Source organism: Streptomyces sp. HUAS 31 (assembly GCF_028198125.1).
GTDB lineage: Bacteria > Actinomycetota > Actinomycetes > Streptomycetales > Streptomycetaceae > Streptomyces > Streptomyces chartreusis.
In genome coordinates, this window is sequence record NZ_CP116353.1 from 8,172,626 (window position 1) to 8,198,732 (window position 26,107).

At 72.0% G+C, this 26,107-nt stretch carries 22 protein-coding genes; 6 read left to right on the forward strand and 16 right to left on the reverse strand.

The window, feature by feature from the left end; all coding sequences use genetic code 11:
- Nucleotides 1–5 precede the first annotated feature (5 nt).
- Nucleotides 6–1,028, reverse strand: a complete 1,023-nt coding sequence (locus PGH47_RS36140) for a DNA-directed RNA polymerase subunit alpha (protein ID WP_271666924.1) — start codon at nt 1,026–1,028, stop codon at nt 6–8.
- Between the two features lie 567 nt (nt 1,029–1,595).
- Here PGH47_RS36140 and PGH47_RS36145 point away from each other — a divergent pair.
- Nucleotides 1,596–3,647: a phosphocholine-specific phospholipase C gene (locus PGH47_RS36145; protein WP_271666925.1), complete on the forward strand. Its 2,052-nt coding sequence runs from the start codon at nt 1,596–1,598 to the stop codon at nt 3,645–3,647.
- Between the two features lie 30 nt (nt 3,648–3,677).
- Here PGH47_RS36145 and PGH47_RS36150 read toward each other — a convergent pair whose 3' ends face one another.
- Nucleotides 3,678–4,823, reverse strand: coding sequence for a hypothetical protein (locus PGH47_RS36150; RefSeq protein WP_271666926.1), 1,146 nt, complete (start codon nt 4,821–4,823; stop codon nt 3,678–3,680).
- Entirely contained in the window at nt 4,820–5,677 is an 858-nt protein-coding gene (locus PGH47_RS36155; RefSeq protein ID WP_271666927.1) for a phosphatase PAP2 family protein, read from the reverse strand. The genes PGH47_RS36150 and PGH47_RS36155 overlap by 4 nt, the downstream gene beginning before the upstream one ends.
- Nucleotides 5,678–5,910: 233 nt before the next feature.
- Between PGH47_RS36155 and PGH47_RS36160 the strand changes: the two genes are divergently transcribed.
- Nucleotides 5,911–6,525 carry a TetR/AcrR family transcriptional regulator gene (locus tag PGH47_RS36160; protein ID WP_107908208.1) on the forward strand — a complete coding sequence of 205 codons (615 nt, stop codon included), beginning with the start codon at nt 5,911–5,913 and terminating at the stop codon, nt 6,523–6,525.
- A gap of 168 nt (nt 6,526–6,693) precedes the next feature.
- Here the strand turns inward: PGH47_RS36160 and PGH47_RS36165 are convergent, their stop codons facing one another.
- The 3 genes from PGH47_RS36165 to PGH47_RS36175 all read right to left on the reverse strand — a co-directional run bounded on the left by PGH47_RS36165 (nt 6,694) and on the right by PGH47_RS36175 (nt 10,387).
- Complete coding sequence (locus tag PGH47_RS36165; protein WP_271666928.1) at nt 6,694–7,767, reverse strand: DUF2510 domain-containing protein; 1,074 nt, start codon at nt 7,765–7,767, stop codon at nt 6,694–6,696.
- A 115-nt stretch (nt 7,768–7,882) separates the two neighbouring features.
- Nucleotides 7,883–9,037, reverse strand: a complete 1,155-nt coding sequence (locus PGH47_RS36170; protein WP_271666929.1) for an anhydro-N-acetylmuramic acid kinase — start codon at nt 9,035–9,037, stop codon at nt 7,883–7,885.
- Nucleotides 9,038–9,055: 18 nt separating this feature from the next.
- Nucleotides 9,056–10,387, reverse strand: coding sequence for an MFS transporter (locus PGH47_RS36175; protein ID WP_271666930.1), 1,332 nt, complete (start codon nt 10,385–10,387; stop codon nt 9,056–9,058).
- Nucleotides 10,388–10,637: 250 nt separating this feature from the next.
- Here PGH47_RS36175 and PGH47_RS36180 point away from each other — a divergent pair, with 250 nt between their 5' ends.
- Nucleotides 10,638–13,310 carry an ATP-binding protein gene (locus tag PGH47_RS36180; protein ID WP_271666931.1) on the forward strand — a complete coding sequence of 891 codons (2,673 nt, stop codon included), beginning with the start codon at nt 10,638–10,640 and terminating at the stop codon, nt 13,308–13,310.
- A gap of 94 nt (nt 13,311–13,404) precedes the next feature.
- On the opposite strand, the gene PGH47_RS36185 is transcribed toward PGH47_RS36180, so the two are convergent.
- The 8 genes from PGH47_RS36185 to PGH47_RS36220 all read right to left on the reverse strand — a co-directional run bounded on the left by PGH47_RS36185 (nt 13,405) and on the right by PGH47_RS36220 (nt 20,704).
- Nucleotides 13,405–14,196, reverse strand: coding sequence for an SDR family NAD(P)-dependent oxidoreductase (locus PGH47_RS36185; RefSeq protein WP_271666932.1), 792 nt, complete (start codon nt 14,194–14,196; stop codon nt 13,405–13,407).
- 63 nt (nt 14,197–14,259) lie between these two features.
- On the reverse strand, nt 14,260–15,372 hold the full coding sequence (gene pcaDC / locus PGH47_RS36190; protein ID WP_271666933.1) for a bifunctional 3-oxoadipate enol-lactonase/4-carboxymuconolactone decarboxylase PcaDC: 1,113 nt from the start codon (nt 15,370–15,372) through the stop codon (nt 14,260–14,262).
- The gene (gene pcaB / locus PGH47_RS36195; protein ID WP_271666934.1) at nt 15,369–16,679 is read right to left on the reverse strand and encodes a 3-carboxy-cis,cis-muconate cycloisomerase; all 1,311 of its coding nucleotides are present in this window, start codon (nt 16,677–16,679) and stop codon (nt 15,369–15,371) included. Before pcaB ends, pcaDC begins: the two co-directional genes overlap by 4 nt.
- Entirely contained in the window at nt 16,676–17,281 is a 606-nt protein-coding gene (gene pcaG / locus PGH47_RS36200; RefSeq protein WP_271666935.1) for a protocatechuate 3,4-dioxygenase subunit alpha, read from the reverse strand. The genes pcaB and pcaG overlap by 4 nt, the downstream gene beginning before the upstream one ends.
- Before the next feature lie 6 nt (nt 17,282–17,287).
- Nucleotides 17,288–18,061 carry a protocatechuate 3,4-dioxygenase subunit beta gene (gene pcaH / locus PGH47_RS36205; protein WP_271666936.1) on the reverse strand — a complete coding sequence of 258 codons (774 nt, stop codon included), beginning with the start codon at nt 18,059–18,061 and terminating at the stop codon, nt 17,288–17,290.
- Between the two features lie 17 nt (nt 18,062–18,078).
- A complete protein-coding gene (locus PGH47_RS36210; RefSeq protein WP_271666937.1) occupies nt 18,079–19,281 on the reverse strand; it encodes a thiolase family protein in 1,203 nt (400 codons plus the stop codon).
- Nucleotides 19,278–19,922 (reverse strand): CoA transferase subunit B, encoded by a 645-nt coding sequence (locus PGH47_RS36215; RefSeq protein WP_271666938.1) that lies wholly within the window; start codon nt 19,920–19,922, stop codon nt 19,278–19,280. The genes PGH47_RS36210 and PGH47_RS36215 overlap by 4 nt, the downstream gene beginning before the upstream one ends.
- Before the next feature lie 2 nt (nt 19,923–19,924).
- Complete coding sequence (locus tag PGH47_RS36220; RefSeq protein ID WP_107908218.1) at nt 19,925–20,704, reverse strand: CoA transferase subunit A; 780 nt, start codon at nt 20,702–20,704, stop codon at nt 19,925–19,927.
- Between the two features lie 211 nt (nt 20,705–20,915).
- Between PGH47_RS36220 and PGH47_RS36225 the strand changes: the two genes are divergently transcribed.
- The gene (locus tag PGH47_RS36225; protein WP_271666939.1) at nt 20,916–21,380 is read left to right on the forward strand and encodes a MarR family winged helix-turn-helix transcriptional regulator; all 465 of its coding nucleotides are present in this window, start codon (nt 20,916–20,918) and stop codon (nt 21,378–21,380) included.
- Nucleotides 21,381–21,409: 29 nt separating this feature from the next.
- On the opposite strand, the gene PGH47_RS36230 is transcribed toward PGH47_RS36225, so the two are convergent.
- Nucleotides 21,410–22,354, reverse strand: coding sequence for a DUF3048 domain-containing protein (locus tag PGH47_RS36230; RefSeq protein ID WP_271666940.1), 945 nt, complete (start codon nt 22,352–22,354; stop codon nt 21,410–21,412).
- Nucleotides 22,355–22,656: 302 nt separating this feature from the next.
- Here PGH47_RS36230 and PGH47_RS36235 point away from each other — a divergent pair, with 302 nt between their 5' ends.
- The gene (locus PGH47_RS36235) at nt 22,657–23,847 is read left to right on the forward strand and encodes a zinc-dependent alcohol dehydrogenase (protein WP_271666941.1); all 1,191 of its coding nucleotides are present in this window, start codon (nt 22,657–22,659) and stop codon (nt 23,845–23,847) included.
- A 43-nt stretch (nt 23,848–23,890) separates the two neighbouring features.
- Here the strand turns inward: PGH47_RS36235 and PGH47_RS36240 are convergent, their stop codons facing one another.
- Nucleotides 23,891–24,961, reverse strand: coding sequence for an ATP-dependent DNA ligase (locus PGH47_RS36240; RefSeq protein WP_271666942.1), 1,071 nt, complete (start codon nt 24,959–24,961; stop codon nt 23,891–23,893).
- 75 nt (nt 24,962–25,036) lie between these two features.
- On the opposite strand from PGH47_RS36240, the gene ligD reads away from it, so the two are divergent.
- Complete coding sequence (ligD, locus tag PGH47_RS36245) at nt 25,037–26,098, forward strand: non-homologous end-joining DNA ligase (protein ID WP_271666943.1); 1,062 nt, start codon at nt 25,037–25,039, stop codon at nt 26,096–26,098.
- The last annotated feature ends 9 nt before the right edge of the window (nt 26,099–26,107 follow it).

Genomic DNA, 26,107 nt, shown 5'->3' on the forward strand with positions numbered 1-26,107 from the left:
AGCGCCTAGTACTGCTCGGTCTCCACGAAGCCCGCGTCCGCGTCGTCGTCGGCGCCGAAGGCGTCGGCGGCGGCCGTGGGGTCGAATCCGGGCGGGCTGTCCTTGAAGGCCAGGCCCATGCCGGCGAGCTTCGCCTTGACCTCGTCGATGGACTTCGCACCGAAGTTGCGGATGTCCAGCAGGTCGGCCTCGGAACGAGCCACGAGCTCACCCACGGAGTGGATGCCCTCGCGCTTGAGGCAGTTGTACGACCGAACGGTGAGCTCCAGCTCCTCGATCGGCAGCGCCAGGTCGGCGGCGAGGGCGGCGTCCGTCGGGGACGGGCCCATGTCGATGCCCTCGGCGTCGATGTTCAGCTCGCGCGCCAGACCGAACAGCTCGACCAGGGTCTTACCGGCCGACGCCATGGCGTCACGCGGACGCATGGCCTGCTTGGTCTCGACGTCGACGATCAGCTTGTCGAAGTCGGTGCGCTGCTCGACACGCGTGGCCTCGACCTTGTACGTGACCTTCAGAACCGGCGAGTAGATCGAGTCGACCGGGATGCGCCCGATCTCCTGGCCGACCTGCTTGTTCTGCACGGCGGACACGTAACCACGGCCACGCTCGACCGTGAGCTCCATCTCCAGCTTGCCCTTGCCGTTGAGCGTGGCGAGGACCAGGTCGGGGTTGTGCACCTCGACACCGGCCGGGGGCGCGATGTCGGCGGCGGTGACCAGACCCGGACCCTGCTTGCGCAGGTACATCACGACCGGCTCGTCGTGCTCCGAGGAGACGACCAGCTGCTTGATGTTGAGGATCAGGTCGGTGACGTCCTCCTTGACGCCCGGCACGGTGGTGAACTCGTGCAGCACGCCGTCGACGCGAATGCTGGTGACAGCGGCGCCGGGGATCGAGGACAGAAGGGTGCGGCGAAGAGAGTTGCCGAGGGTGTAACCGAAGCCCGGCTCCAGCGGCTCGATCACGAACCGGGAGCGGAATTCGTCGACGACCTCTTCGGTCAACGAGGGACGCTGAGCAATCAGCACGAGGTGTTGCCTCCAGTGGTTTGGTGCCCGCTATGTGACACCGTAGACACCACGAAGGGTACGGCCGATACGGCCGGGACGGCGCGCCAAGGGGCCGACCCGCCCGAATCCGGCCCGGCGAGGACGTGTGGTACTGCTCACTGGCCCCGCAGTTCCCACGCCCATTTCTCTTTCCCTCCCTGCCACTCCCGGGCGCGCCGGACGGCCAGGCAGGCGTGTGCGGCCATGGCACAGAGTGACGTCGTGATCACGGCGCCGGTTGCGACAGTCGATGGAACAAATGTGCGCGTAAGGCCGGCGGTCCTTGGCGTGAGGCCGCCCCCATCCCGTCGAAGGGCCCGGTCATCGGCACGTGAGTTCGACAGGGAATCCGTGCTCGTCCACTCTGCCGTGATCGCGGTCGTCCGCGTGTCCCGGACCCCAACACACCTCACGTACCCCCGACTTTCACACGAGCGCCACCGCACCCTTCCCTGACGTTTGGTGCTCCTGGAACACTCCTTCCGCGCGCATTCCGTCACATGCCGTTCGGTCAAATCACCCTCTATGGGAAGAGGTCCCTCACTCATGCCCGAAGTCAATCGCCGCAGTTTCCTCCAAATCGCGGGCGCGACCACGGCGTTCACGGCTCTGTCGAGCAGCATCCAGCGGGCCGCCGCCATTCCGGCGAACCACCGCACCGGGTCGATCGAGGACGTCGAGCACATCGTCGTCCTGATGCAGGAGAACCGTTCCTTCGACCACTACTTCGGCAAGCTGCGCGGCGTCCGCGGCTTCGGCGACCCGCGTCCGGTGGCCCACGACAACGGCAAGTCGATCTGGCACCAGTCGAACGGCACCAAGGACGTCCTGCCGTTCCACCCGGAGGCGGACGACCTCGGAATGCAGTTCCTGGAGGGCCTCCCGCACGGCTGGAACGACGGCCACCAGGCCTACAACAGCGGCAAGTACGACAAGTGGATCCCCGCCAAGGGCACCACGACCATGGCGTACCTGACCCGCGAGGACATCCCCTTCCACTACGCCCTCGCCGACGCCTTCACGGTCTGCGACGCCTACCACTGCTCGTTCATCGGCTCCACCGACCCGAACCGCTACTACATGTGGACGGGCTACACGGGCAACGACGGCACCGGCGGCGGCCCGGTCCTCGGCAACGACGAGCTCGGCTACGGCTGGACGACCTACCCCGAGCGCCTGGAGCAGGCCGGCATCTCCTGGAAGATCTACCAGGACATCGGCGACGGCCTGGACGCGGCCGGCTCCTGGGGCTGGATCGCGGACGCCTACCGCGGCAACTACGGCGACAACTCGCTGCTGTACTTCAACAAGTACCGAAACGCCAAGGCGGGCGAGCCCTGGTACGACAAGGCCCGCACCGGTACCGACGCCAAGAGCGGCGACGGCTACTTCGACCTGCTGAAGGCCGACGTCAAGGCCGGCAAGCTGCCGAAGATCTCCTGGATCGCCGCGCCCGAGGCCTTCTCCGAGCACTCCAACTGGCCCTCGAACTACGGCGCCTGGTACATAGCGCAGGTGCTCGACGCCCTCACCTCCAACCCGGAGGTCTGGTCGAAGACGGCTCTGTTCATCACCTTCGACGAGAACGACGGCTTCTTCGACCACGTCGTACCGCCGATGCCGCCGAAGGACGCCTCCCAGGGCAAGTCCACCGTCGATGTCTCGCTCGACCTCTACAAGGGTGACAGCAGCCGTCCGGCCGGCCCCTACGGCCTCGGCCCGCGGGTGCCCATGCTGGTCGTCTCGCCGTGGAGCAAGGGCGGCTACGTCTGCTCCGAGACGCTCGACCACACCTCGATCCTGCGCTTCATGGAGAACCGCTTCGGTGTGAAGGAGACCAACATCTCCCCCTGGCGCCGAGCCATCTGCGGCGACCTGACCTCGGCCTTCGACTTCTCCCGCAAGGACAGCCGCCCGGCCGCCCTGCCGGACACGGACGACTACGAGCCGCAGGACCGCGAGCGTCACCCCGACTACAAGCCGGTCCCGCCGGCCGCCGGCGACATGCCGAAGCAGGAGCGCGGTCTGCGTCCCTCGCGCCCGCTGAAGTACGCGCCGCACGCCGACGGTTCGGTGGACGCGGGGGCCGGCAAGTTCACGCTGTCGTTCGCCTCCGGCGCCAAGGCCGGTGCCGCGTTCCACATCACGTCGGGCAACCGCACCGACGGCCCGTGGATGTACACCACCGAGGCCGGCAAGGGCATCGCGGACACCTGGAACTCGGCGTACTCGGGCGGTGCGTACGACCTGACGGTGCACGGCCCGGCCGGTTTCGTGCGCTGGTTCAAGGGCTCGAACAAGGTGGCCGGCCCCGAGGTCACCGCCCGCCACCAGGGCGACGACATCGAGCTGACCTTCACCAACAAGGGCACGACCAGCGTCCGCCTCAAGATCGCCAACGGGTACGGCGGCCGTCCCTCGACGGTGACCGTGCGCCCCGGCGCCAAGGTGTGCCGCACGGTCGACCTCGCGGCGAGCCGGCGCTGGTACGACCTGACCGTCACGTCCGAGTCCGACCCGGCGTTCCTGCGGCGCTTCGCCGGGCACGTCGAGAACGGGCGGCCGGGCGTGAGCGACCCCGCGATCATCTCGGAGTAGTCGGGACAGCCGGGCCGCCCGGCGCACGGTTCACAGCGCGGTGAGGTGCCCCGGCCCGGGCTGCCGGGGCACCAACGCCGGTTCGGTGGCGGCGGACCCGGGCTCCAGGGCCAGTACGGCGGCCACGGGGTGGTCCTCGTCGGCTGCCGGGTCCGGCGGCGCGCCGACGTCCGCGGCCGGGTCGGCCGGGACGCGGTCGATCGCTGCGGGACCGGTGGCGGCCACGGGGTTCGCGGCGAGGCCGGTCGTGCCGGCAGAAGCGGTGGCGAGGCCGGTCGTGCCGAGCTGGGGCGCGGCGTGACCGGTCGTGCCGGGAGTGTTCGAGGCGACGACGATCGAGACGCCCGACTCGGCCGGCTTCGGTGTCGCGCGGCTCAGCAGCACCACGCCCCATGACGCCAGGCCGGCTCCGGCCAGCGCGAGCAGGATGCCCGTCGGCCCGCCCTGGAGGCGCTCGCCGAGCAGGACGAGTCCGATCACCGCGGCCGCCAGCGGGTTCGCCAGCGTCACCACCGCGAGCGGGGCGCCGAGACCGCCCCGGTAGGCGGTCTGCGACAGCAGCAGACCGCTCGCCGCGAACGCCGCGACCAGCAGCGCCACGCCCACCACCTGAAGGCTGAGCAGCGGGGCGGAGTGGTCCGTCGCGGCCACCGTCACGGTCTGCGTGAGCGCCGAGGCGACACCGGAGGCGAAGCCGGACGCGGTCGCGTGCCGCAGCCCCGGCCGGGCGCCCGGCCGTGACAGCATGCCGATCAGGGCCGCCGTCACCGCCGCGACCGCCAGCGCCTCGGGGGTGCTCAGCACGTCGTCGGGCGCCGGCCCGGACGCCGTGACGAGGATCGCTCCCAGGCCGGCCAGCGTCAGCGCCGTACCGCGCCACTCGACACCGCTGACCCGCCGCCCCGCCAGGCGCGCGCCCAGCGGCACCGCGGCCACGAGGGTGAGCGCGCCGAGCGGCTGCACCACGGTCAGCGGGCCGTACTTCAGGGCCACGACGTGCAGCAGCGCGCCCGAGCCGTTGAGCAGGACCGAGCCCCACCAGGCGCCGGAGCCCAGCAGCCGCAGCAGGCCCGAGCCCGGGGCACGGGAGGCCAGCCGCTCCTGGGCGACGGCCGCGGCGGCGTAGGCGACGGCGGAGAACAGCGACAGGACGACGGCGAGCAGGGTGGCGTTCATCGGGCCGCTCCCACGAGTTCGGACTCATCGTCGACGGTTGCCTCGCCCCGGGCCGCGGGTACGAGCTTCCCGGTGCCGTGGCCGGCCGTCGTCGCGGTGCGCCGCGGCGGGCGGAGCGAGACGGGCGTTCCGGCGGAGGAGGCCCGGGGGCGGATCACGGCGAGGGCGACGCCGAGCATGGCCGTGGCCACGATCGCGTCGAGCCAGTAGTGGTTGGCCGTGCCCACGATCACCAGCAGGGTCAGCAGCGGGTGCAGCAGCCAGAGCAGGCGCCAGCGCGAGCGGGTGGCCACGATCAGGCCGATCGCGACCATCAGGGCCCAGCCGAAGTGCAGCGACGGCATCGCCGCGAACTGGTTCGAGAGGTGGTCGGTCTGCGGGGAGCCGTACACGGAGGGGCCGTAGACCTGTCCGGTGTCGACCAGTCCGGTCGCGGCCGACATGCGCGGCGGGGCGAGGGGGAACGTCAGGTGCACCAGGAGGGCGGCGGCGGTGACGGCGGCGAGGACGCGGCGGGCCCAGACGTAGTGCGTCGGGCGCCGCAGGTACAGCCAGACCAGGAAGGCGACGGTGGCCGGGAAGTGGACGGTCGCGTAGTAGGTGTTCGCGACGTGTATGAGCGTGTCGCCGTGCAGCAGCAGGTTCTGCACCGAGCCCTCGCCGGGCAGATGAAGGGTCCGTTCCAGATCCCACACTCGGTCCGCGTTGCGGAAGGCCTCGGCGGTGTGACCCGTGGCCAGCTGGCGGCCGAACTTGTAGACGACGAAGAGCCCTGCGACGAGCAGGAGCTCCCGGACGAGCGGAGGCCGCGCTATCGCGGTCTTCGCCTCTGAAGGCTCGGTGCGGGCATTCATTCCCCCGGCCCTTTCGCTGACGTGAGTGGTGCTGGCCGAGCTGTCGAGCTGTTGACTCCTCGGGCTCGGCGAACTCATCGGTACGGCCGCGTACCGAAACGCGCCTGTACCGATACGCCACTGTACCGATACGTCGCCGTTCCGGTACAGTGACGTTTCGATAGACGTGCGACACACTGGAAGGCGGGCCCCGGACAAGGCGGGGCGTGGCACCAGAGCGAGGAGACGAGCAGATGACGTCGCAGGCCGCGGACGGACCGGAGACGGTCGCCGCCTCGCGCCGCTCCAAGATCACGCCCGAGCGTGAGCAGGAGTTCTTCGACGCCGTCCTCGAACAGGTCCGCGCCTGCGGCTACGACTCCGTCACCATGGAGGGCGTCGCCGCCACCACGCGCTGCAGCAAGGCCACGCTCTACCGGCAGTGGAAGACGAAGCCGCAGTTCGTGGCGGCCGCGCTGCGCGCCAGCCGGCAGACCCGCTTCGACGGCATCGACACCGGCACGCTCGCGGACGACCTGCGGGAAGCCGCACGGGCCGCGGGGGCGTGGTCGGCCAAGGACACCCGGCTGTTGCAGGCCCTCGGGCACGCCGTCATGGAGGACCCGGAGCTCAAGAAGGCGCTGCGCGAGGCGCTCATCGACCCCGAGATCGACGCGCTGCGGCAGATCCTGAGGCGCGGCGTCGAGCGGGGAGAGGTGGCCGCGGACAATCCGGCGCTGGAGTACATCCCCGCCCAGATCTTCGGTGTGCTGCGTGCCCGGCCCGTGCTGGAGGGCGAGGACGCCGACCCCGAGTACATCGTCCGATTCGTGGAGGCCGCCGTGCTTCCGACGCTCGGACTCACCTAGGACCCAGGCCGCCGTCCACGGGATGACTGGACGGTGACCTGTTCCGCGCCGCACCGTGGGGACGGGGGCGGCGCGCACCCCCCGGCCGGGTGGGGTTCCTCTTGAGCGGAGAGGAGTCCCACCCGGCCGCCATGTGTCCGCGGCGGACCGGGGCGGGCCCGGGGTGGATCAGATGTCCTGGCCGTTGCCGCCGCCCGTGGACACCTTGATGCCCTTGGTTATCTCGTCGATGACCGACTGCTTCTCACCGACGTCGACGCCGAAGCGGACCACGACCATCTGCCGCTCATTGGTGGGGGAGGGGAAGGCGAGCGACTCCACGTAGCCGTCGGCGCCCTTGCTCGTGACCGCCTTCCAGCGGACCAGATAGCCCTTCTGCCCGGCCACGGTCACCGCCTTGGAGGCCAGCACCTCGTGCGAGGTGATCTTGCCGTACCCCTTGCCGTAGGACTCGTCGGCGTTCGCCGCGATGTCCGCCTTGGCGACCTCCTCCGCGGTGTCGCCCTTGGTGCCGAGCGCGAGCGCGGGCGCCGAGTAGGCGCCGCCCTTCATACAGGTCTGGGAGGTGTCGGCGGGGCACTTGTACGACTCCTTCGACGAGACCTGCGCACCCACGGTGATCTCCTGGCCGTACCAGCCGTCCGGCACGGGGACGCTGATCCCGTTCACCGCGTCGGCCACCGAACCGCTCTCGATCCTCGGCGCCTCGGACCCCTCCGGCGAGGGCGACTGCCCACCGGATCCGCCGTCACCGCCGCCGGAGTCCCCGAAGGGTCCGCCCTGCCCGCCACCGGGCCCGCCCTGGCCGTCCTGTCCGCCCGGGCGCTGCTGGGAGTTGGAGCCGCCGCCCGAGCCGTCGTTCGCGGTCAGCGCGTACACGCCGACCCCGATGCTCGCGAGGACGACCGCGGCCACCCCCACGGCTATGCCCGTGCGCAGACCCCGTCGCCCGCCGGACTGCACCTGGCCGGGATAGCCGGGGTGCACCGGATAGCCGGGGTACACCGGATGGGCCGGCTGCTGCGGGTGGCCCGGATACACGTGGTCCGGATGCGGCTGGTCCGGATGTGCCGGGGGCTGCGCGGCGGCCGCCGGCTGCTCCGGGGGGCTCCAACCGTCGGCCTGCCCCACGGGCCGGACCTGGTCCGTCCATGCCTTGCCGTCCCACCAGCGCTCGGTGGGCGGACCGTCACTTTGCCGGCCGGGATCGGGGTACCAGCCGGGAGGAGTCTCCTGCGTCATGTGCACACCGTATGAGGCGTCGGTGAAAGGGGGATGAGAGGACCCGTCCCGGGGTCCGGAATGTCGGCTCGATCGGTGCCGATTCCGCCGCCGGCATCACGGCACGCCGCCTGAGTCACTCCACCACGAGCCTCACGGGCCGCTGCACCGCCGGCGGCGGAAGCCGCAGTCCGCCCCGGCCCGGGGTGATCGAACCCAGCACGCGCGCGTGCCGGGCGCCGGTGGCCGAGGGCACGGCGCCGGGCAGACCGTGCGCGGTCAGGAAGCCGAGCACGGCGAACGCGTACGCCTCCTTCGCGGCCGACGCCAGCCCCAGCTCGTCGGAGGTGCGCAGCGCCACCCCGGGCAGCCGCTGCCCGAGCATCCGCATCAGCACCGGATTGCGCGTCCCGCCCCCCGACGCGACGACCTCGGTCGCGCCCAGCGTGCTCACGGCATCGGCGACCGTCCGTGCCGTGAGCATGGTCAGAGTGGCGACGACGTCCTCGGCGGGCAGGGTGCCCACACCGGACAGCGCGTCCCGCAGATGCCCCAGGTGGAACAGCTCCTTGCCGGTCGTCTTCGGCGCGGGCAACGCGTAGTACGGCTCCTCCAGCAGCCTCAGCAGGAGTGGCTCGCGGACGGTGCCGCCACCGGCCAGCGCCCCGTCCACGTCGTACGACAGCCGACCGCCGCTGAACCCCCGTGCCGCCGCGTCGATCAGCGCGCAGCCCGGCCCGGTGTCGAACGCGGTGCCGTCGGGCGCGGTCAGGTTGGCGATGCCGCCGAGGTTGAGCGCGACGGGCGTGCCCGGCCGGCCGCGCAGCCACAGCAGGTCGACCAGGCTGACCAGCGGTGCGCCCTGACCCCCGGCGGCGATGTCGCGCGATCTGAAGTCGGCGACCACGGGCAGCCCGGTCGCCTCGGCGATCCACGCGGGCTGCCCGAGCTGGAGCGTGCCGTGCACCCGGCCGTCCTCGGCCCAGTGGTACACCGTCTGCCCGTGCGAGGCGATCAACTCCGCCCGTCCGTCGCACAGTTCACGCACCGCACGTACGGCCGTCGCGGCGAACGCCTGCCCGATGCGGGTGTCGAGCCGGCACACCTCGGCCATCGAGGTCGCCCCCGGCGGCAGCGACGCCGCGAGCGCCTCACGCAGCGTCTCGTCGTACGCCTCGCTCACCAGCCCCAGCGGCTTGAGGGCCAGACTGCCGCCGTCGAGGCTCAGGTCGGCGGCGCCGGCGTCGATGGCGTCGTACGACGTGCCCGACATCAGGCCGATCACCCGCATCAGATCACCCGCATCCGATCAACTCGCCTTTCCCTTCGCTTCCTTCACCCCCGGGTCCCTCGCATCCCGGGACCCGGCCCGGCCGGCCACGGCCCTGGGGGCCCAGGCCAGCGCCAGAACGCTCACCGCGCACGTGGCCGCCGCGTAGTACGCGGGGATGTCCACGCTCCCCGTCCGCTCGATCGTCTCCGTGATGATGAGGCCGGCGCAGCCCGAGAACACCGCATTGGACAACGCGTAGGCGAGTCCAAGACCCGTGTAGCGGACGTTCGTCGGGAACAGTTCCGCCAGCATCGCCGGCCCCGGGCCCGCCATCAGCCCCACCACGGCTCCCGCGCCCCACACTGCCGCACCCTTCACGGTGAGGGAAACGCCCGGGTCCTGGAGAAGGTTGAGCAGCGGCACCGCGAGCAGCACCACGAGCACCGCGCCCGTCAGCATGACCGGCCGGCGTCCGAACCGGTCGCTGAGCAGGCCCGCCGGCACGATCGTGACCGCGAAGCCGAAGTTCGCCAGCACCGTCGCGATCAGCGCCTGCTGGAAGGACGCGTCCAGCGTGGACTGGAGATACGACGGCAGCACGACCAGGAAGGTGTAGCCGGCCGCCGCCCACCCCATGATCCGTCCCGCCCCCAGCGCGATCGCCCCGGCGACCTCCCGCGCGGGCGGCCGCTCGGCCTGCCGCTCCTCCCGGAACGCCGGCGTCTCGTCCAGCCGCAGCCGCAGCCACAGCGCGCCGAGACCGAGCGGCAGCGTCAGCAGGAACGGCAGGCGCCAGCCCCAGTCGCCGAGTTGCTCCTCCGTCAGCGCGGTGGCGAGCAGTGCCGCCACCCCCGCGCCGCCCAGCAGCCCCAGCGCGACGGTGAACGACTGCCACGACCCGTACAGCCCCCGTCGCCCCGGTGGCGCGAATTCGGTCATCACCGACACCGCGCCACCGAACTCCCCGCCCGCCGACAGCCCTTGCAGCACCCGCAGGAACGTCAGCAGCCACGGCGCGAGGGCACCGACGGTCGCGTACGTCGGCAGCGCGCCGATCAGCGTCGTCGCCACGGTCATCAGGGTGATCACCAGGATCAGCACCGGGCGCCGCCCGATCCGGTCCCCGAGCCGGCCGAACAGGGCCGCTCCGACGGGCCGGAAGAAGAACGCCAGCGCGAACGAGGCGTACGTCCTCACCAGCGCCTCGACCTCGCTGCCGCCCTCCGGGGTGAAGAACCGCGCCGCGATGATCGTCGCGAAGTAGCCGTAGACACCGAACTCGTACCACTCGATGAAGTTGCCCACCGACCCCGCGACCAGGGCCTTGCGGGACCGGACCGTGCCTCGCTCATGGATAGCCAACGTCATCCCGCGCCTTCGCAAGTCGCCCGAGGGCCGGCCGGCCGTCGAGCGGATGTCGACTGAATGCCGGTTCGAACGACGGTTTTTGACTGCCATTTAGGTTTTCAGGGGCTGGTCGCGGGCCCTTCGCGTCGCCTGCCCGCACCCGTTGTCACCCATCACGGCAACAGCTGCCCGGACAGGCCTCCACTCAGTCACCCGGAGGGCTACGCTCGAGGTCTGTACGTCGTCAGGGCGACATCGGGGAGGTAGCGGGATGACGCAGGTACGGCCCACACCGGCCGCCTCGGCTTCCCTCTGGGAGCGCGACGAGGAACTCGCCGCGGTCGAGGGGGCCCTCGACGCGCTGTGCGCGGACAACTCCTCGTCGGGCAGCCTCCTGGTACTCCGGGGCGAGGCGGGACTCGGCAAGACCGCGCTGCTGGCCGAAACCCGTCGCATCGCCGAGACCCGCGGCTGCACGGTGTGGTCCGCCCGCGGCAGCGAGACGCTGAGCGAGGTCCCCTTCAACGTCGTACGGCAGCTGCTCCAGCCCGCGCTGCTGTCGCTGATGCCGGAGGAGGCGCGCGAGTACCTCGGCGACTGGTACGACATCGCCGGACCGGCCCTCGGCATAACGGAGCCCGGGGACCGCCAGGCGGACCCGCAGGGGGTGTGCGACGGACTCGTCGCCGCCGTACGCCGGCTGGCCCGCCGCGACTGGCCGTTGGTCCTGCTGATCGACGACGCGCACTGGGCCGACCAGGAGACCCTGCGCTGGCTCGCCGCGTTCGCCGAGCACGTCGGCGAACAGAACGTCCTCGTCGTCGTGGCCCGCCGCCCCGGCGAGACCAGCAACGGCGACAGCGCCCGCCACCTCGACTCGGTCGCCGCCGCGGGCTCCTCAGTGGCCACGCTGAGCGCGCTGACCCCGGACGCCACCACCGGCCTCACCCGCGCCACCCTGGGCGTGCACGCCGACGCCCCGTTCTGCCGCGAGGTCTGGGCGGTCACCGGCGGCAACCCGTACGAGACCGTCGAGCTCCTCGCCAAGGTCCAGGACAGCGAGTTCGAGCCCACCGAGTCGGCGGCCGCCGAGCTGCGCGCCCTGAACCGCGCGGCCCGTGGCGGCGGTCTCGTCGCCCGCCTGGAGACCCTCGGCATCGAGTCCACCCGGTTCGCCTGGGCGGCCGCGATCCTCGGCACCGGCATCTCCGTCGACCTGGTCGCCGAACTCGCCACCATGAACCTGGACGAGGCCGTGCGCTGCGCCGCGAAGCTGCGCACCGCCCGCATCCTCACCGAGTCGGACCCGGCGGGCGTCCAACCCGACGACGGCGACCTCCAGTTCGTGCACCCGCTGATCGCCACCGCCGTCTACAACTCCATCCCGGACGCCCTGCGCACCGCGATGCACGGCATCGCCGCCCGCGTCGTCACCGACAACGGCCACGGCGCCGCGGTCGCCGCCCGCCATCTGCTGGAGGTCCACCCGGACGACGACGAGGAACTCGTCGAGCAGCTGCGCGAGGCCGCCCGCGAGCACCTCGCCGTCGGCGCCCCGGACGCGGCCCGCCGCTGTCTGGAGCGGGCCCTGCTGGAGCCACCGCTGCCCGCGGTCCACGCACGCGTCCTCCACGAACTCGGCTGCGCCACCCTGCTGACCGCACCCGCCAGGACCATCGACCACCTCCAGGCCGCCCTCGCCATGCCCGGCCTCGACGGCGACGAACGCGTCGACGCCGTCTACCGCCTCTCCCAGGCCCTCCTGCACAACGACCAGCTGGAGGAGGCCGTCCGCACCGTCGAGGCGGAGGCAGCCCGGCACCCCGCCGGACCGGCCAGGCTGCGGCTCCAGGCCGTGCAGTTCATGTGGGAGGGCATCCACGCGGGCGAGACGACCTCACCCGGGCGCTCCACCCGCCTCGCCGAACTCGCCAGAACCTGCACAGGACGCGACAACCCCGAGCGCGCCCTGCTCATACTGCGCGGCTTCGACGCCATGGCCCGCGGCGAGAACGCCGAGGAGGTCGTCGAAGTGTGCGACCGCGCCCTCGTCAACGGCCGCCTCGCCCCGGGACTGGGCTGGACCGACCCCGAGTGGGGCATCGAACTGCCGATGATGCTGGCCAGCGCCTACGCCTACACGGACCGGCTGGATCGCGCAGAGGCCCTCTACAACGAGGCGCTGCGCGCGTACGAGTCCGCCGGCTGGAGCGGCGGCCACCTCTCCCTGGCCCACGCCTACGTCGGACTCGGGCTGCGCCGGCGCGGCAGCCTCCGGGAGGCGGAGGCGTCCCTGCGCAAGTCGCTGGCGCTCGCCGAGCGCGTCGGCCGACGGCTGCCGCTGCACTGGTCGGCCACCTGCAACCTCGTCGACACGCTGCTCGCCCGCGGCCATGTCCAGGAGGCCTGGGACATCGCCGACCAGTACGGCTTCGCCCCGCCCTACCCCTCCACCATCGTGCTGCCCGACCCGCGCTCCGTCCGCGGCCGGCTGCTCCTGGCCGTCGGCCGCACCAAGGACGGCATCAACGAACTGGAGGCGGCGGAGAAGGCCGCCGAAGCGCGCGGCCACCACAACCCGGTGCTCGCCCCGTGGGCCGTCGACCTCACCCGCGTCCTGGCGAGCGAGGACCCGGAGCGTGCCGCCCGCCTGGCCACCGAGGTCCGCCGCAACGCCGAGCGACTGGGCACCGACACCGCGATCGGCGAGGCCCTGCGGTGCGCCGCCGCGTTGGAGACCGGGCAGCGCGCGGTGCGCCTGGCCGAGCAGGCGGTCGCCTATCTGGAAGCCTCCCCGTGCCAGTACGAACACGCGGCCGCCCGCGTCGAGTACGGGATCGCTGCGCGGTCTGCCACGGAGCTGCGGCGGGGGATGACGCTTGCGCAGGCGTGCGGGGCGGATGGGCTGGTGCTTCAGGCCGAGGCGGCGTTGGCGCTCCGCTAGGAGGCCGGATTTCGGCTGCGGCGCCGTGGGGACTGGTCGCGCCCACGCGGCGGAGCCGCACATCGATACCGCCCCGCGCCCCTGTCGGGGCGCGTCAGAGGCTGAGGAGTTGATCGGTGACCGTGGCCAGTCGCCGCTGCACGCCCGCGTCGTAGGTCCCCTCGTGCGCCCGGGCCGGGGCCGCCCCGTCGAAGTAGCCGCCCGTTCCCATCTCCCGTGTCGCAAGGGCCAGGACGCCCGGTGCCCCGTCGGCGACCGTGTTCCACGGTTCGATGCCGCCCTCACGGACCATCCCGGTGTCCATGAACGTCGCCGGATGCAGCACATTGACCGCGACCCCGGTGCCCGCCAGCTCCTCCGCGAGGGTGAACGTATGGGCCGCGAGGGCGAACTTGCTGCGTCGGTAGGCCACGGTGCCGTCGTAGCCGCGGGTCAGCTCCGGGTCGTCGAGGTCCAGAGGCTCCTGGCCCGCCGAACCCACGTTGACGATCCGCGCGGGCGCGTTCGCGCGCAGCACGGGCAGCAGCGCGCGGGTCAGCACGACCGGCGCCAAGTAGTTCACCGCGAGGCGCAGTTCATGCCCGTCGGCGCTGAGCTCACGGCCCGAGCCGGGCGAGCCGAAACCCACCCCGGCGTTGTTGATCAGCACGTCGAGCTCGGGATGCTCCCCGGCGACATGCGCCGCCAGCTGCCGTACCTGATCCAGTGAGGCCAGGTCCGCCACGAACCCCTCGGCCTCGCCCTCGGCCCGCAGCTCCTCGGCGAGCCGCTCGACCCGGACCGCGTCCCGTCCGTGGGCGAGGACGCTGTGCCCGGAGCGGACCAGCTCGAAGGCCACGTATCGGCCGAGACCCGAGGTGGCGCCGGTGATCAGAATCGTGGACATGCACCCACCGTAGGCGCGGGCGCAGCCATGTGCGAGGTGCCGCTGGAGCTACGACCAGCAGGGTCACCCTTCCTCTTCCGCGAGCACCCGCTGGGCCGTCGCGAACGCCGAGTTCGCCGCCGGGACTCCGCAGTACACGGCCGTCTGGAGCATTACGGCGCCGATCTCCTCCGGCGTCAGACCGTTGCGCAGCGCCGCTCTGACATGCATGGCCAGCTCGTCGTAGTGGCCGTGCGCGACCAGCGCCGTCAGGGTGATCATGCTGCGCTCGCGGCGGGTGAGCGTCGGGTCGGTCCAGATCTCGCCCCAGGCGTAGCGCGAGATGAAGTCCTGGAAGCGTGCGGTGAACGGTGTCTGCCGTGCCTGGGCCCGGTCCACGTGCGCGTCTCCCAGCACCTCGCGCCGTACCTCCATGCCGCGCCGGGCGCCCCCGTCGAAGTGCGCCCGCAGTGCCGTGAGCACGGCTTCCGGGCACTGTGCCGGCGCCAGGTGCGAGGCTCCGGGGATCTCGACCAGCGCGGCACCCGGCACGGCGTCCGCGATCTCCCGCAGGTGCACCGGCGGGGTCGCGGGGTCCTCGCGCCCGGCGATCAGCAGTGTCGGGGAGGAGATCTCGGCCAGCCGGTCGCGCAGGTCGAAGGCGGCGAGGGCGTCGCAGCAGGCGGCGTAGGCACCGGGATCGGCGTCGCGGTGGTCCCGCACCAGCTCCGGCACGGTGAACCCGGGTGTGAACCAGCGGGCGTTCGCGCTCTCGGCGAGTCCAGCGAGCCCTTCGCGGCGCACCAGCGCGGCCCGCTCCTCCCACGGCTTCGCACCGTTGAAGTGCGCCGACGAACAGATCACGGCCAGCGAGTCGACCCGTTCGGGGTGGTGCACGGCGAGATGCAGGCCGACCGCACCGCCGAGCGAGACGCCCGCGTGGGCGAACCGCTCGATGCCGAGCGAGTCGGCGAGTGCCAGCACCAGTCCGGCGAGGTCATCGACGGTGGCGCCCGCCCGGATGAGATCGGCGGCCGAACCGCCGTGCCCCGGCAGTTCCCAACGGACCACCCGATGGGTGATCGACAGCTCGGGCGCGACCTTGTCCCACAGGGCGGACGACGTGCCGAGGGAGGGTCCGAGCAGCAGCGGCGGTGCCGAGGGGGGCCCTTCGGCACGGTGGTCGAGGAGTTTCAACGTCGCTCCAGGGCGCGGTCGGTGAGGGCTCCGGCGGAGCCGGTGTAATGGGTGGGGTCGAGATCGACGTCCGCCAGCTCCGGTGCCTCGGCGAGCGGACGCCCCTCGGCGGCCAGCCGGGTCAGCAGCTCCTTGGCGCGGGCCCGGCCCAGCACCGGGGCGAGTTCGGCGGACAGCCGCTCGGAGACGATCAGCCCATGGGTCAGGTCCAGGTGCGCACGCATGACATCGGCGCTGACCCGCAGCCCCTCGGCCAGTTCCACGGCGTCCCGGGCGGCCCCGCCGACCAGCCGCAGCAGATCCCGCAGCGGCTCCCACTCGGCGTGCCAGGCGCCGGCCGGCCGCTCGTCCTCGGCGGCCAGCGAACCGTACAGCGTGGCCGCGAGCTGCGGTGCCCGCCGGGCGGCGGAGGCGATGAGGGTGGACCGTACGGGGTTGGACTTGTGCGGCATGGCGGACGAGCCGCCGCCGCTGCCCTCCGCGACCTCGGCGATCTCGGTGCGGGAGAGGGTGAGCACGTCCACGGCGACCTTGCCGAGCGCGCCCGCCGTGAAGGCGAGGCATCCGGCGAGATCGGCGACGGGCGTGCGCAGGGTGTGCCAGGGCAGGTCGGGCGCCCGGAGGCCGAGTTCACGGGCGTACGCGGCCGGCAGCGCGGTCGGATCGCTCGCGCCGTACGCCCCGAACGCCGCCAACGTCCCCGCCGCGCCGCCGAGTTGGGCGGGCAGCGAGTCCCGTACGGTCCGTACCCGGTCCCGGGCGTCGAGCAGCAGCGCCCGCCATCCGGCCGCCTTCAGCCCGAACGTGGTCGGTACGGCGTGCTGGGTCAGCGTCCGCCCCGGCATCGCGGCGTCCCGGTGCTCGGAGGCCAGCCGGGCGAGCGCCGCAGCCGTGCGGTCCAGGTCGCCGAGGACCAGGTCGAGGGTGCGTGCGGCGACCAGCATCGACGCCGTGTCCATGATGTCCTGGCTGGTCGCGCCCCGGTGGACGTAGGGGCCGTACTCCTCGCCGTACTCTTCGCCGACGGCCTTCGTCAGGTCGCCGACCAGCGGGATCACCGGGTTGCCGCCGGCGCGGGCGCGCTCGGCGAGGGACCGTACGTCGAACCGCCCGGCGTCCGCCGCCCGCGTCACCGCCCGCGCGGCCCCGGCCGGGGCGAGGTCAAGGGCGGCCTGGGCCCGGGTGAGGGCGGCCTCCGCGTCGAGCAGGGCCTGGAGCCAGGCCGTGTCGCCGGTCGCGGTGGCCGCGGGGGAGCCTGCCCACCCGGGGGCGAGCAGGCCGGTGTCGTCGCCGTCGGCAGAAGTCACTGGAACTCCAGGAAGACCGTCTCGCCCTCGCCCTGAAGGCGGATGTCGAAACGGTATGCGCCCGGGCCCTCTTCCTCGGCGATCAGCGTGTCGCGTCGCGCCTCGTCCAGTTGGGCGAGCAGCGGGTCGGCGGCCAGTGCCGCGGCGTCGCCCGGCAGATAGATCCGGGTGAACAGATGCACCAGCAGCCCGCGCGCGAACACGCACACGCTGATGTACGGCGCGCTCCGCCCCCGCGCCCCCGGCCGCAGCGTACGGGCCGTCCAGTGGCCGGACGCGTCCGTCTGGACGCGCCCCCAGCCGGTGAACTCCACGCCGTTGCGGCCCAGGAAGCCGCCGCTCGCCGGGTCGCGCCGCATCGAGCCGTCGACGTGGGAGACGCGGCCGTCCGGGTCGGCGCCCCACAGCTCCACGAAGGCGTCCGGGAGCGGCTTGCCCTCGCCGTCGAGGACGTACCCCTGGAGCGTGATGGTGTCCGGATGGCCGGCGGGGGCGATGTCGCCGCCGCCGGGGAAGGGCAGCGCGTGGCCGTAGAAGGGGCCGACGGTGTGCGACGGAGTGGGGAGCACCGTCTCAGGGCGGCTCGTGTCGATCTTCGTCATGGCAGGTCAGCGCCCTTCTTCGATCCAGGTGGCGGCGGGCCCGTCGAGCACGATGTCCCAGTGGTAGCCCATCGAGAACTCCGGTACGGACAGGCTGTGGTCGTACGTCGCCACCAGCCGCTGCCGGGCCGCGTCGTCCGTCACCGACTGGATGATCGGGTCGTACGGGAACAGCGGGTCGCTCGGGAAGTACATCTGGGTCACGAGCCGTTGGGTGAACGCCGTTCCGAACAGCGAGAAGTGGATGTGGGCCGGCCGCCAGGCGTTCTCGTGCTGCCGCCAGGGGTAGGGGCCCGGCTGGACGGTGGTGAAGCGGTAGAAGCCGCTGTCGTCGGTGAGCGTGCGGCCGACGCCCGTGAAGTTCGGGTCCAGCGGGGCGTCGTGCTGCTCGCGCTGATGGGCGTAGCGGCCGGCCGAGTTCGCCTGCCAGATCTCGATCAGCTGACCGCGGATCGGGCGGCCGGCGGCGTCGAGGAGGCGGCCCTCGACGGTGATGCGCTCGCCGATCGGCTCCCCGGTGTGCTGCCGGGTGAGGTCGCTGTCGATCTCGGTGATGTCCCGCTCGCCGAAGGCGGGGGAGTACAGCTCCACCAGCTCCGGGTCCTTGCTGACGTCGATGGCGATCGGCGGCTGCTTCGGGTGACGCAGGACGGAGGACCGGTAAGGGGCGTAGCCTCGCCGCGGATGGTGCTCGACCGGGGCGCCGTCTGCGACCCGCTTCTCGTACGCGGCGTGCTCGGCCGCGATCTCCTGGTCGATGTCGTGCTGGGTGAGAGTCATGGGAGTTCCTCGGGTTCCTAACGCTCCAGGACGAGGGCGAGGCCCTGGCCGACGCCGATGCAGAGGGTGGCGACGCCGGTCCCGGTGCCCTTGCGGGCGAGTTGGTGGGCGACGGTGCCGGCGAGGCGGGCACCGGAGGCGCCGAGTGGGTGGCCGAGGGCGATGGCGCCGCCCTGCGGGTTGAGGATCGCCGGGTCGAACTCGGGCCACTCGGCGACACAGCCCAGCACCTGGGCGGCGAACGCCTCGTTCAGCTCCAGCACGTCCAGGTCGGCGAAGTTCTTGCCGGCCTTGGTGAGGGCCCGGTTGACGGCCTCGACGGGGGCGAGGCCGAAGTAGTGCGGGTCGAGGGCGGACACGCCGGTGGCGGAGATCCGGGCGAGCGGCTCGCGGCCGGTGGCCTTCAGGCCCTCCTCGTCGGTCAGCAGCAGCGCGGCGGCGCCGTCGTTGAGGGGTGAGGCGTTGCCCGCGGTGACCGTGCCGTTCTCTTCGCGGAAGGACGGCTTGAGCCGGGCCATCGCCGGCAGGGAGGCGTCGGGGCGTACGCACTCGTCGGCGGTGAAGACGACCGGGTCGCCCTTGCGCTGCGGGATCGACACGGGTGCCAGCTCGGCGTCGAACAGGCCGGCCTGCTGGGCCTTCGCCGCCTTGAGGTGTGAGGCCAGCGCGTACTCGTCCTGCTGCTCCCGGCCGATCTTGTGCTTGTCCGCGATCAGCTCGGCGGACTCGCCGAGCGGGACGGTCCACTGCGGTTCCATCCGCGGGTTGACCATGCGCCAGCCCAGGGTGGTGGAGTACAGCTCGGTGTGCCCGGCGGGGAAGGGCCGGTCGGACTTGGGCAGCACGTACGGCGCCCTCGTCATGGACTCCACGCCACCGGCCACGGCGATGGAGGCGTCCCCGACGGCGATGGCGCGGGCGGCCTGGATCACGGCTTCGAGGCCGGAGGCGCACAGCCGGTTGACCGTCACGCCCGGAACGGAGGTGGGCAGTCTGGCCAGCAGGGCGGCCATCCGGCCGACGTTGCGGTTCTCCTCGCCCGCGCCGTTGGCGTTGCCGAAGTAGACGTCCTCGACCCGGGACGGGTCCAAGTCGGGCGTACGGCCCAGCAGTTCGTGGATCGCGTGGGCGGCCAGGTCGTCCGGGCGGACCGGCGCGAGTGAACCGCCGTACCTGCCGAACGGTGTGCGTACGGCATCGACGATGTAGACGGTCTTCACAGCAGGCCCTCCGTGACGGTGAGCTTGGCGTCGGTCTTCGCGACGATCTCGTCCGTGCTCACGCCGGGTGCCCTCTCGACGAGGTGCAGCCCGTCGTCGGTGACGTCCAGGACGCCGAGGTCGGTGATGATCCGGTTCACGCACGCCTTGCCGGTGAGCGGCAACGCGCACTCGGTGAGGATCTTCGCCGAGCCGTCCTTGGCGGTGTGGGTCATCACGACGATGACCTTGCGGGCGCCGTGCACCAGGTCCATCGCCCCGCCGATGCCGGTGATCATCTTGCCGGGGATCGCCCAGTTCGCCAGGTCACCGGTCTGCGAGACCTGCATGGCGCCCAGCACGGCCACGTCGATGTGCCCGCCGCGGATCATCGAGAACGACAGCGCCGAGTCGAAGAAGGAGGCGCCGGGCAGGACCGTGACGGTCTCCTTGCCGGCGTTGATCAGATCGGGGTCGACCTGGTCCTCGGTGGGGTAGGGGCCGGTGCCCAGGATGCCGTTCTCGGACTCCAGGACCACCTCCACACCCGCCGGGAGATAGTTCGGGATCAGGGTCGGCAGTCCGATGCCGAGATTGACGTACTGGCCGTCCTGGAGCTCACGAGCGGCCCGCGCGGCCATCTCTTCCCGCGTCCACGCCATGATCAGTTCTCCGTCCCTCGTGCCTGGGGCACGGAAACCGTGCGCTGCTCGATGCCCTTGTCGGCGGCCTGCTCCGGGGTGAGCGCCACGACCCGCTGCACGAAGATCCCCGGCAGATGCACCGCGTCCGGGTCGATCGCGCCCGGCTCCACGAGTTCCTCGACCTCGGCGATCGTCACCCGCCCGGCCATCGCGGCCAGCGGGTTGAAGTTCCGGGTGGACCTGTTGAACACCAGGTTCCCGTGCCGGTCGCCCTTCGCGGCCCGCACCAGCGCGAAGTCGGTCCGGATGCCGCGCTCCAGCACGTACTCGGTGCCGTCGAACTCCCGCACCTCCTTCGGCGGGGAGGCGAGCGCGACCCCGCCGGAGCCGTCGTAGCGCCAGGGCAGCCCGCCCTCGGCGACCTGTGTGCCCACCCCGGCCGGCGTGTAGAACGCGGGGATCCCGGCCCCGCCGGCCCGCAGCCGCTCGGCCAGCGTGCCCTGCGGGATCATCTCCACCTCCAGCTCCCCGGCCAGGTACTGGCGGGCGAATTCCTTGTTCGCGCCGATGTAGGAGCCGGTCACCCGGGCGATCCGGCCCGCCGACAGCAGCACCGCGAGGCCGGACTCCATCGCCCCGCAGTTGTTCGAGACGACCGACAGCCCGGACACACCACGCTCGTACAGAGCCTGGATCAGCACGTTCGGCACACCGCTCAGCCCGAAGCCACCCACCGCGAGCGACACGCCGTCGCCGACATCGGCCACCGCCTCCAGGGCCGTGGCGACCACCTTGTCCATCCGAGAAGCCCCATCTCTTCCGAGCTCCCAGCACCCAAATTAGTCAGGGCACTGATTATTTCTGCGAAGTCCTTCCTCACGCTGCCACCGGAGCGGGAACCCGTCAAGACCTCGGCAAATGTGAGGCTCGCCGGATCTGCCGGGCCGCAGACAGTCATCGCGAGGCCGGGTATTGTTCAGTGCACCGACGAAAACGACCAGGGGAGCGCGCATGGCCGCCGTGGACCTCACCACCCACCCCGGGCACCTGGCCCGGCGGCTCCAGCAGGCGCACTACCTGCTGTGGAACACGATGGTGTCCGAGGAGATCACCTCGCCCCAGTTCGCCGTCCTCAACACCCTCGTCGCCGAGCCGGGCCTCGACCAGCGGACGGTGGGGGAGCGGGTCGGGCTCGACCGGTCGACGATCGCCGAGGTGATCAGCCGGCTCGGCCGGCGCGGACTGCTCGACAAGGTCCGCGACCCCCAGGACGGCCGCCGCTTCCTGCTGCGCCTCACGGACGAGGGTCTGCGCACCCACAAGAAGCTGACCCTGCGCACGGCCCGGATGAACCAGGTCTTCCTGGCCCCGCTCTCCAGCGAGGAGCAGACCGTCTTCTTCGACCTGATCAGGCGGGTGGCGGACGCGGCCGAGGGGCTGCGCCATCCGGCGGAGCCCCTCGTCGCCCAACCCTGATCCCGTCCCGGCATGCCCGGGCCGGACCCTCAGGACGCGTTCGCGAACACCACCCAGACCTGGCCGTGCTGGAAGTTCATCCGCTTGCCGCTGTTCGTCGTGAACGTCGTGCCGTCAGTCGCCTTCGCGCGCTTCCACTTGACGTCGTAGGCCCGTCCGTCGCGCAGCACGCGCGCCTTTCCGGAGCCGACCGTCTCGGTGTACGGCGTGTAGTGGCCGAGCTTGTCGTGGAACGTGGACTTGCGCACCTTCACGTACTGCACGACGACCGTGCCGGCCATGACCCGCTTGCCGTCCGTCGTGCCGGCCGCCTTGCCGTCCATGCCGACCAGCCAGCGGCCCTGGCTCCTGGACCAGGTGAAGGTGTACCGGGCGGCGTCGTAGGTCACCTTCTGCGTGGTGGTCGGCTTGCCGCCGGCGGGGGCGGAACCGAAGCGGAAGCCGGTCGTCAGGGCAGCAGTGCCCGGTGGCTCGGCCATCAGCCGGTTCGGCCGCAGGTAGAGGTTGTGCGGGGAGGGCCGCATCTTGCTGCGGAAGTACGCGGTGGACGCCTTGCCGGGCGGCTCCGCCTTCAGCGGTGCCTGGTCGATCTTAGGCAGGAGCTTGCCCTGTGCACCGGAGAAGGCGAGCGTCGGCCGGTCGAACTGGCGCAGCAGCTCCAGGTCGGTCTCACGGGCGCTGCGCACCGGCCCGACGGCCTTGGGCAGCTTCTGCGCGTACACCGCCATCAGACGGCTGAGTCCGCCCTCGACCGGCTCGACGTACACGATGTCCGCCTCGTTGAGGCCGGTGTGCGGCCGTGCGTTGCGGGAGTTGTCGATCTTCACGGCCAGTACGGAGCCGCCCTTCGCCCGGCTCTCGCCGTCGCCCGTCGGGGAGCTGCTCCGGCCGCGGCCGTCGTCGTGGGAGCCGTCGGACGTCGTGCATCCCGCGGCCAGGGAGGCCGCCAGGGTGGCGGCCAGCAGTCCGGTCATGGTCGTGGCGCGTCTTGCGCGCGCCGGTCGTCGCCTGCTCACCGTCGTCACCCGTAGCCACCCGCCCGGTTCATGTCATCAATTGTGCGCTTATCTGTTCATAGGTTGCATACCCGATCGGGCCTGGCTCTCCTCGGCGTTCCGCCGATCGGCCCTGGCATCGACAGCCGGTCGGCTGACAGGTCATGGCTTGGGGACGGCTCCGGGGTTCGCCCGTCGGCGATTCGGCCCGGGAGCGCCCGGGTACCCGGTTCGCCCACCGTACGAGCGCCGAGCGCGGACGACCGGAGGGAGCGCGGGCGATGAGGGCAGTGACCTGGCAGGGAAAGCGGGACGTACGGGTGGAGACCGTGCCCGATCCCGGGATCCAGGAGCCGACGGACGCGGTCGTCCGCATTACCTCCAGCGGGTTGTGCGGCTCCGATCTGCATCTGTACGAGGTGCTCACGCCGTTCATGACGCCGGGGGACATCCTCGGGCACGAGCCCATCGGGGTCGTCGAGGAGGTCGGCGCGGGAGTGCCGGACCTCCAGGCCGGCGACCGGGTCGTGGTGCCGTTCCAGATCGCCTGCGGCAACTGCTGGATGTGCCTGACGGGGCTGCCCACCCAGTGCGAGACCACCCAGGTCACCGGCGAGGGCATGGGCGCCGCGCTGTTCGGCTACACCCGCCTCTACGGCGCGGTGCCGGGCGCCCAGGCCGAGTACCTGCGGGTTCCGCAGGCGCAGTACGGGCCGATCAAGATCCCGGACGGGCCGGCCGACGACCGGTTCGTCTACCTCTCCGACGTGCTGCCCACCGCCTGGCAGGCGGTCCGCTACGCCGAGGTCCCCGAGGGCGGCAGCGTCGCGGTGCTCGGCCTCGGTCCCATCGGCGACATGGCCTGCCGCGTAGCCCGGGTGACGGGCGCGGAGCGGGTGTTCGGCGTGGACCTGGTGCCCGAACGGCTGCAAAGGGCACGCGAGCGGGGCGTGGAGACATTCGACCTCAGGAGCTTCGACGACGAGAAGGAACTCGTCGCCGCCATCCGCGACCGGACCGACGGCCGCGGCCCCGACGCCGTCATCGACGCGGTCGGCACCGAGGCCCACGGCAGCGCCGCGGCCCGGCTCGCCCAGCAGGCCTCGGCGCTGCTGCCGCGCAAACTGGGCGCGCCGCTCGCCGAGCGCTTCAGCGTCGACCGGCTGGCCGCCCTGTACACCGCGATCGACCTGGTGCGGCGCGGCGGCACGATCTCGCTGTCCGGTGTCTACGGCGGCACGGCGGACCCGATCCCGCTGCTCACGCTGTTCGACAAGCAGATCCAGATACGGATGGGCCAGGCCAACGTACGCCGCTGGGCCGACGACATCCTGCCGTACCTCACGGACGAGGACCCCCTCGGAGTGGACGACTTCGCCACCCACCGCGTGCCGTTGAGCGACGCCCCGCACGCCTACGAGATGTTCCAGCAGAAGCAGGACGGCGCGGTGAAGGTGCTCATGAAGCCCTGACGGGCCGGGTGAAACGCCCCGCGAGGTCGGGCCTGCGCGAGGATCAGGCCTGCGGGCCGAAGATCGCCCCGAGGTCGTAACGCACCGGCTCCTCCAGCTGCGCGTACGTGCAGCTGTCCGGCGTGCGGTCCGGGCGCCAGCGGCGGAAGCGGGCCGTGTGCCGGAAACGCACGCCGTTCTCCATGTGGTCGTACGCCACCTCGGCCACCCGCTCCGGCCGCAGCGGCACCCAGGACAGGTCCTTCTTGCCCGACCAGCGGCTCGGCGCACCCGGCAGCCGGGCCGACTCGTGCGCCGCCTCCTCGGCCCACGCCGCCCAGGGATGCCCCGTGGCGTCCTCCATCCGCAGCGGCGCCAGTTCCTCGATCAGCTCGGCCCGCCGCTTCATCGAGAACGCGGCCGACACCCCCACGTGCTGGAGCGTGCCGCGGTCGTCGTGGAGGCCGAGCAGCAGGGAACCCACGATCGGCCCGCTCTTGTGCAGCCGGTAGCCCGCGACGACGACGTCCGCCGTGCGCTCGTGCTTGATCTTGAACATGGCCCGCTCGTCCGGGAGGTAGCGCAGCGTCAGCGGCTTGGCGATCACCCCGTCAAGACCCGCCCCCTCGTACTGCTCGAACCAGCTCTGCGCCGTCTCGACGTCCGTCGTCGCCGGCGCCACGTGCACGGGTGACGACACCCCGGACAACGCCATCGTCAGCAGCGCCCGCCGGTCCGCCAGCGGCGTCTCCACCAGGGACTCGTCCGCGAGCGCCAGCAGGTCGAAGGCCACGAACGACGCCGGGGTCCGCTCGGCCAGCGTCCGCACCCGCGAGTCCGCCGGGTGGATGCGCTCGGTGAGCGCGTCGAAGTCCAACCGCCCCTCCCGGGCGATCACGATCTCCCCGTCCAGCACGCACCGCTGCGGCAACCGCTCCTTCAGCCCCTCGACCAGCTCGGGAAAGTACCTGGTCAGCGACTTCGTGGTACGGCTGCCCAGCTCGACCTCGTCCCCGTCGCGGAACACGATCGCCCGGAACCCGTCCCACTTCGCCTCGTACTGCATGCCCGGCGGGATCTTCGCCACCGACTTGGCGAGCATCGGCTTCACGGGCGGCATCACCGGCAGGTCCATGCTGTCGATTCTGCTCGCATACGGCGGCCGCCGCCCGGTGTGCGAGCGGTGCGCCGGGCGCCTACCGTGGCTCGCATGGGCGAAGCGGTGGAACTGGAGGCGGCCGGGCGGACGGTACGCCTGTCCAACCCGGGCAAGATCTTCTTCCCGGAACACGGCTACACCAAGCTGGACCTCGCCCGCTACTACATCGCCGTCGGCCCCGGCATCCTGCGCGCCCTGCGCGACCGCCCCACGACCCTGGAGCGCTACCCGGACGGCCTGAACGGCGAGTGGTTCTACCAGAAGCGGGCGCCCAAGAACATGCCCGACTGGATCCCCCGCGCCCACATCACCTTCCCCAGCGGCCGCAGCGCCGACGAGATGTGCCCCACCGAGGAGGCCGCCGTCCTGTGGGCCGCCCAGTACGGCACCCTCACCTTCCACCCGTGGCCGGTCCGCCGCGGCGACGTCGACAGCCCCGACGAACTGCGCATCGACCTCGACCCGCAGCCCGGCACCGACTTCGACGACGCCGTCACCGCCGCCCACGAACTGCGCGCCGTCCTCGACGAGTTCGGCGGCCTGCGCGGCTGGCCCAAGACCTCCGGCGGCCGCGGTCTGCACGTCTTCGTGCCCATCGAGCCGCGCTGGACCTTCACCCAGGTGCGGCGCGCCGCCATCGCCGTCGGCCGGGAGCTGGAACGCCGGATGCCGGAGCAGGTGACGATCAAGTGGTGGAAGGAGGAGCGCGGGGAGCGCATCTTCGTCGACTACAACCAGACGGCCCGCGACCGCACGATCGCCTCCGCCTACTCCGTACGCCCCCGCCCGCACGCCCCGGTCTCCGCACCCCTCAGCTGGGACGAGGTCGGCGTCGCCCACCCCCAGGACTTCGACATCACCACCATGCCCGTCCGTTTCGCCGAACTCGGCGATGTGCACGCGGACATGGACGACCACCGCTTCTCCCTGGACGCGCTGCTGGAGCTGGCCAACAAGGACGAGCGCGACCACGGGCTGGGCGATCTGCCGTACCCGCCCGAGTACCCGAAGATGCCGGGCGAGCCCAAGCGGGTACAGCCGAGCCGGGCCAAGAAAGCGGCGCCTCCCAAGGACGAGCCGAGGGAGACGCCGCCGGAACCTACAGCTCCTTGATGCCCGGAA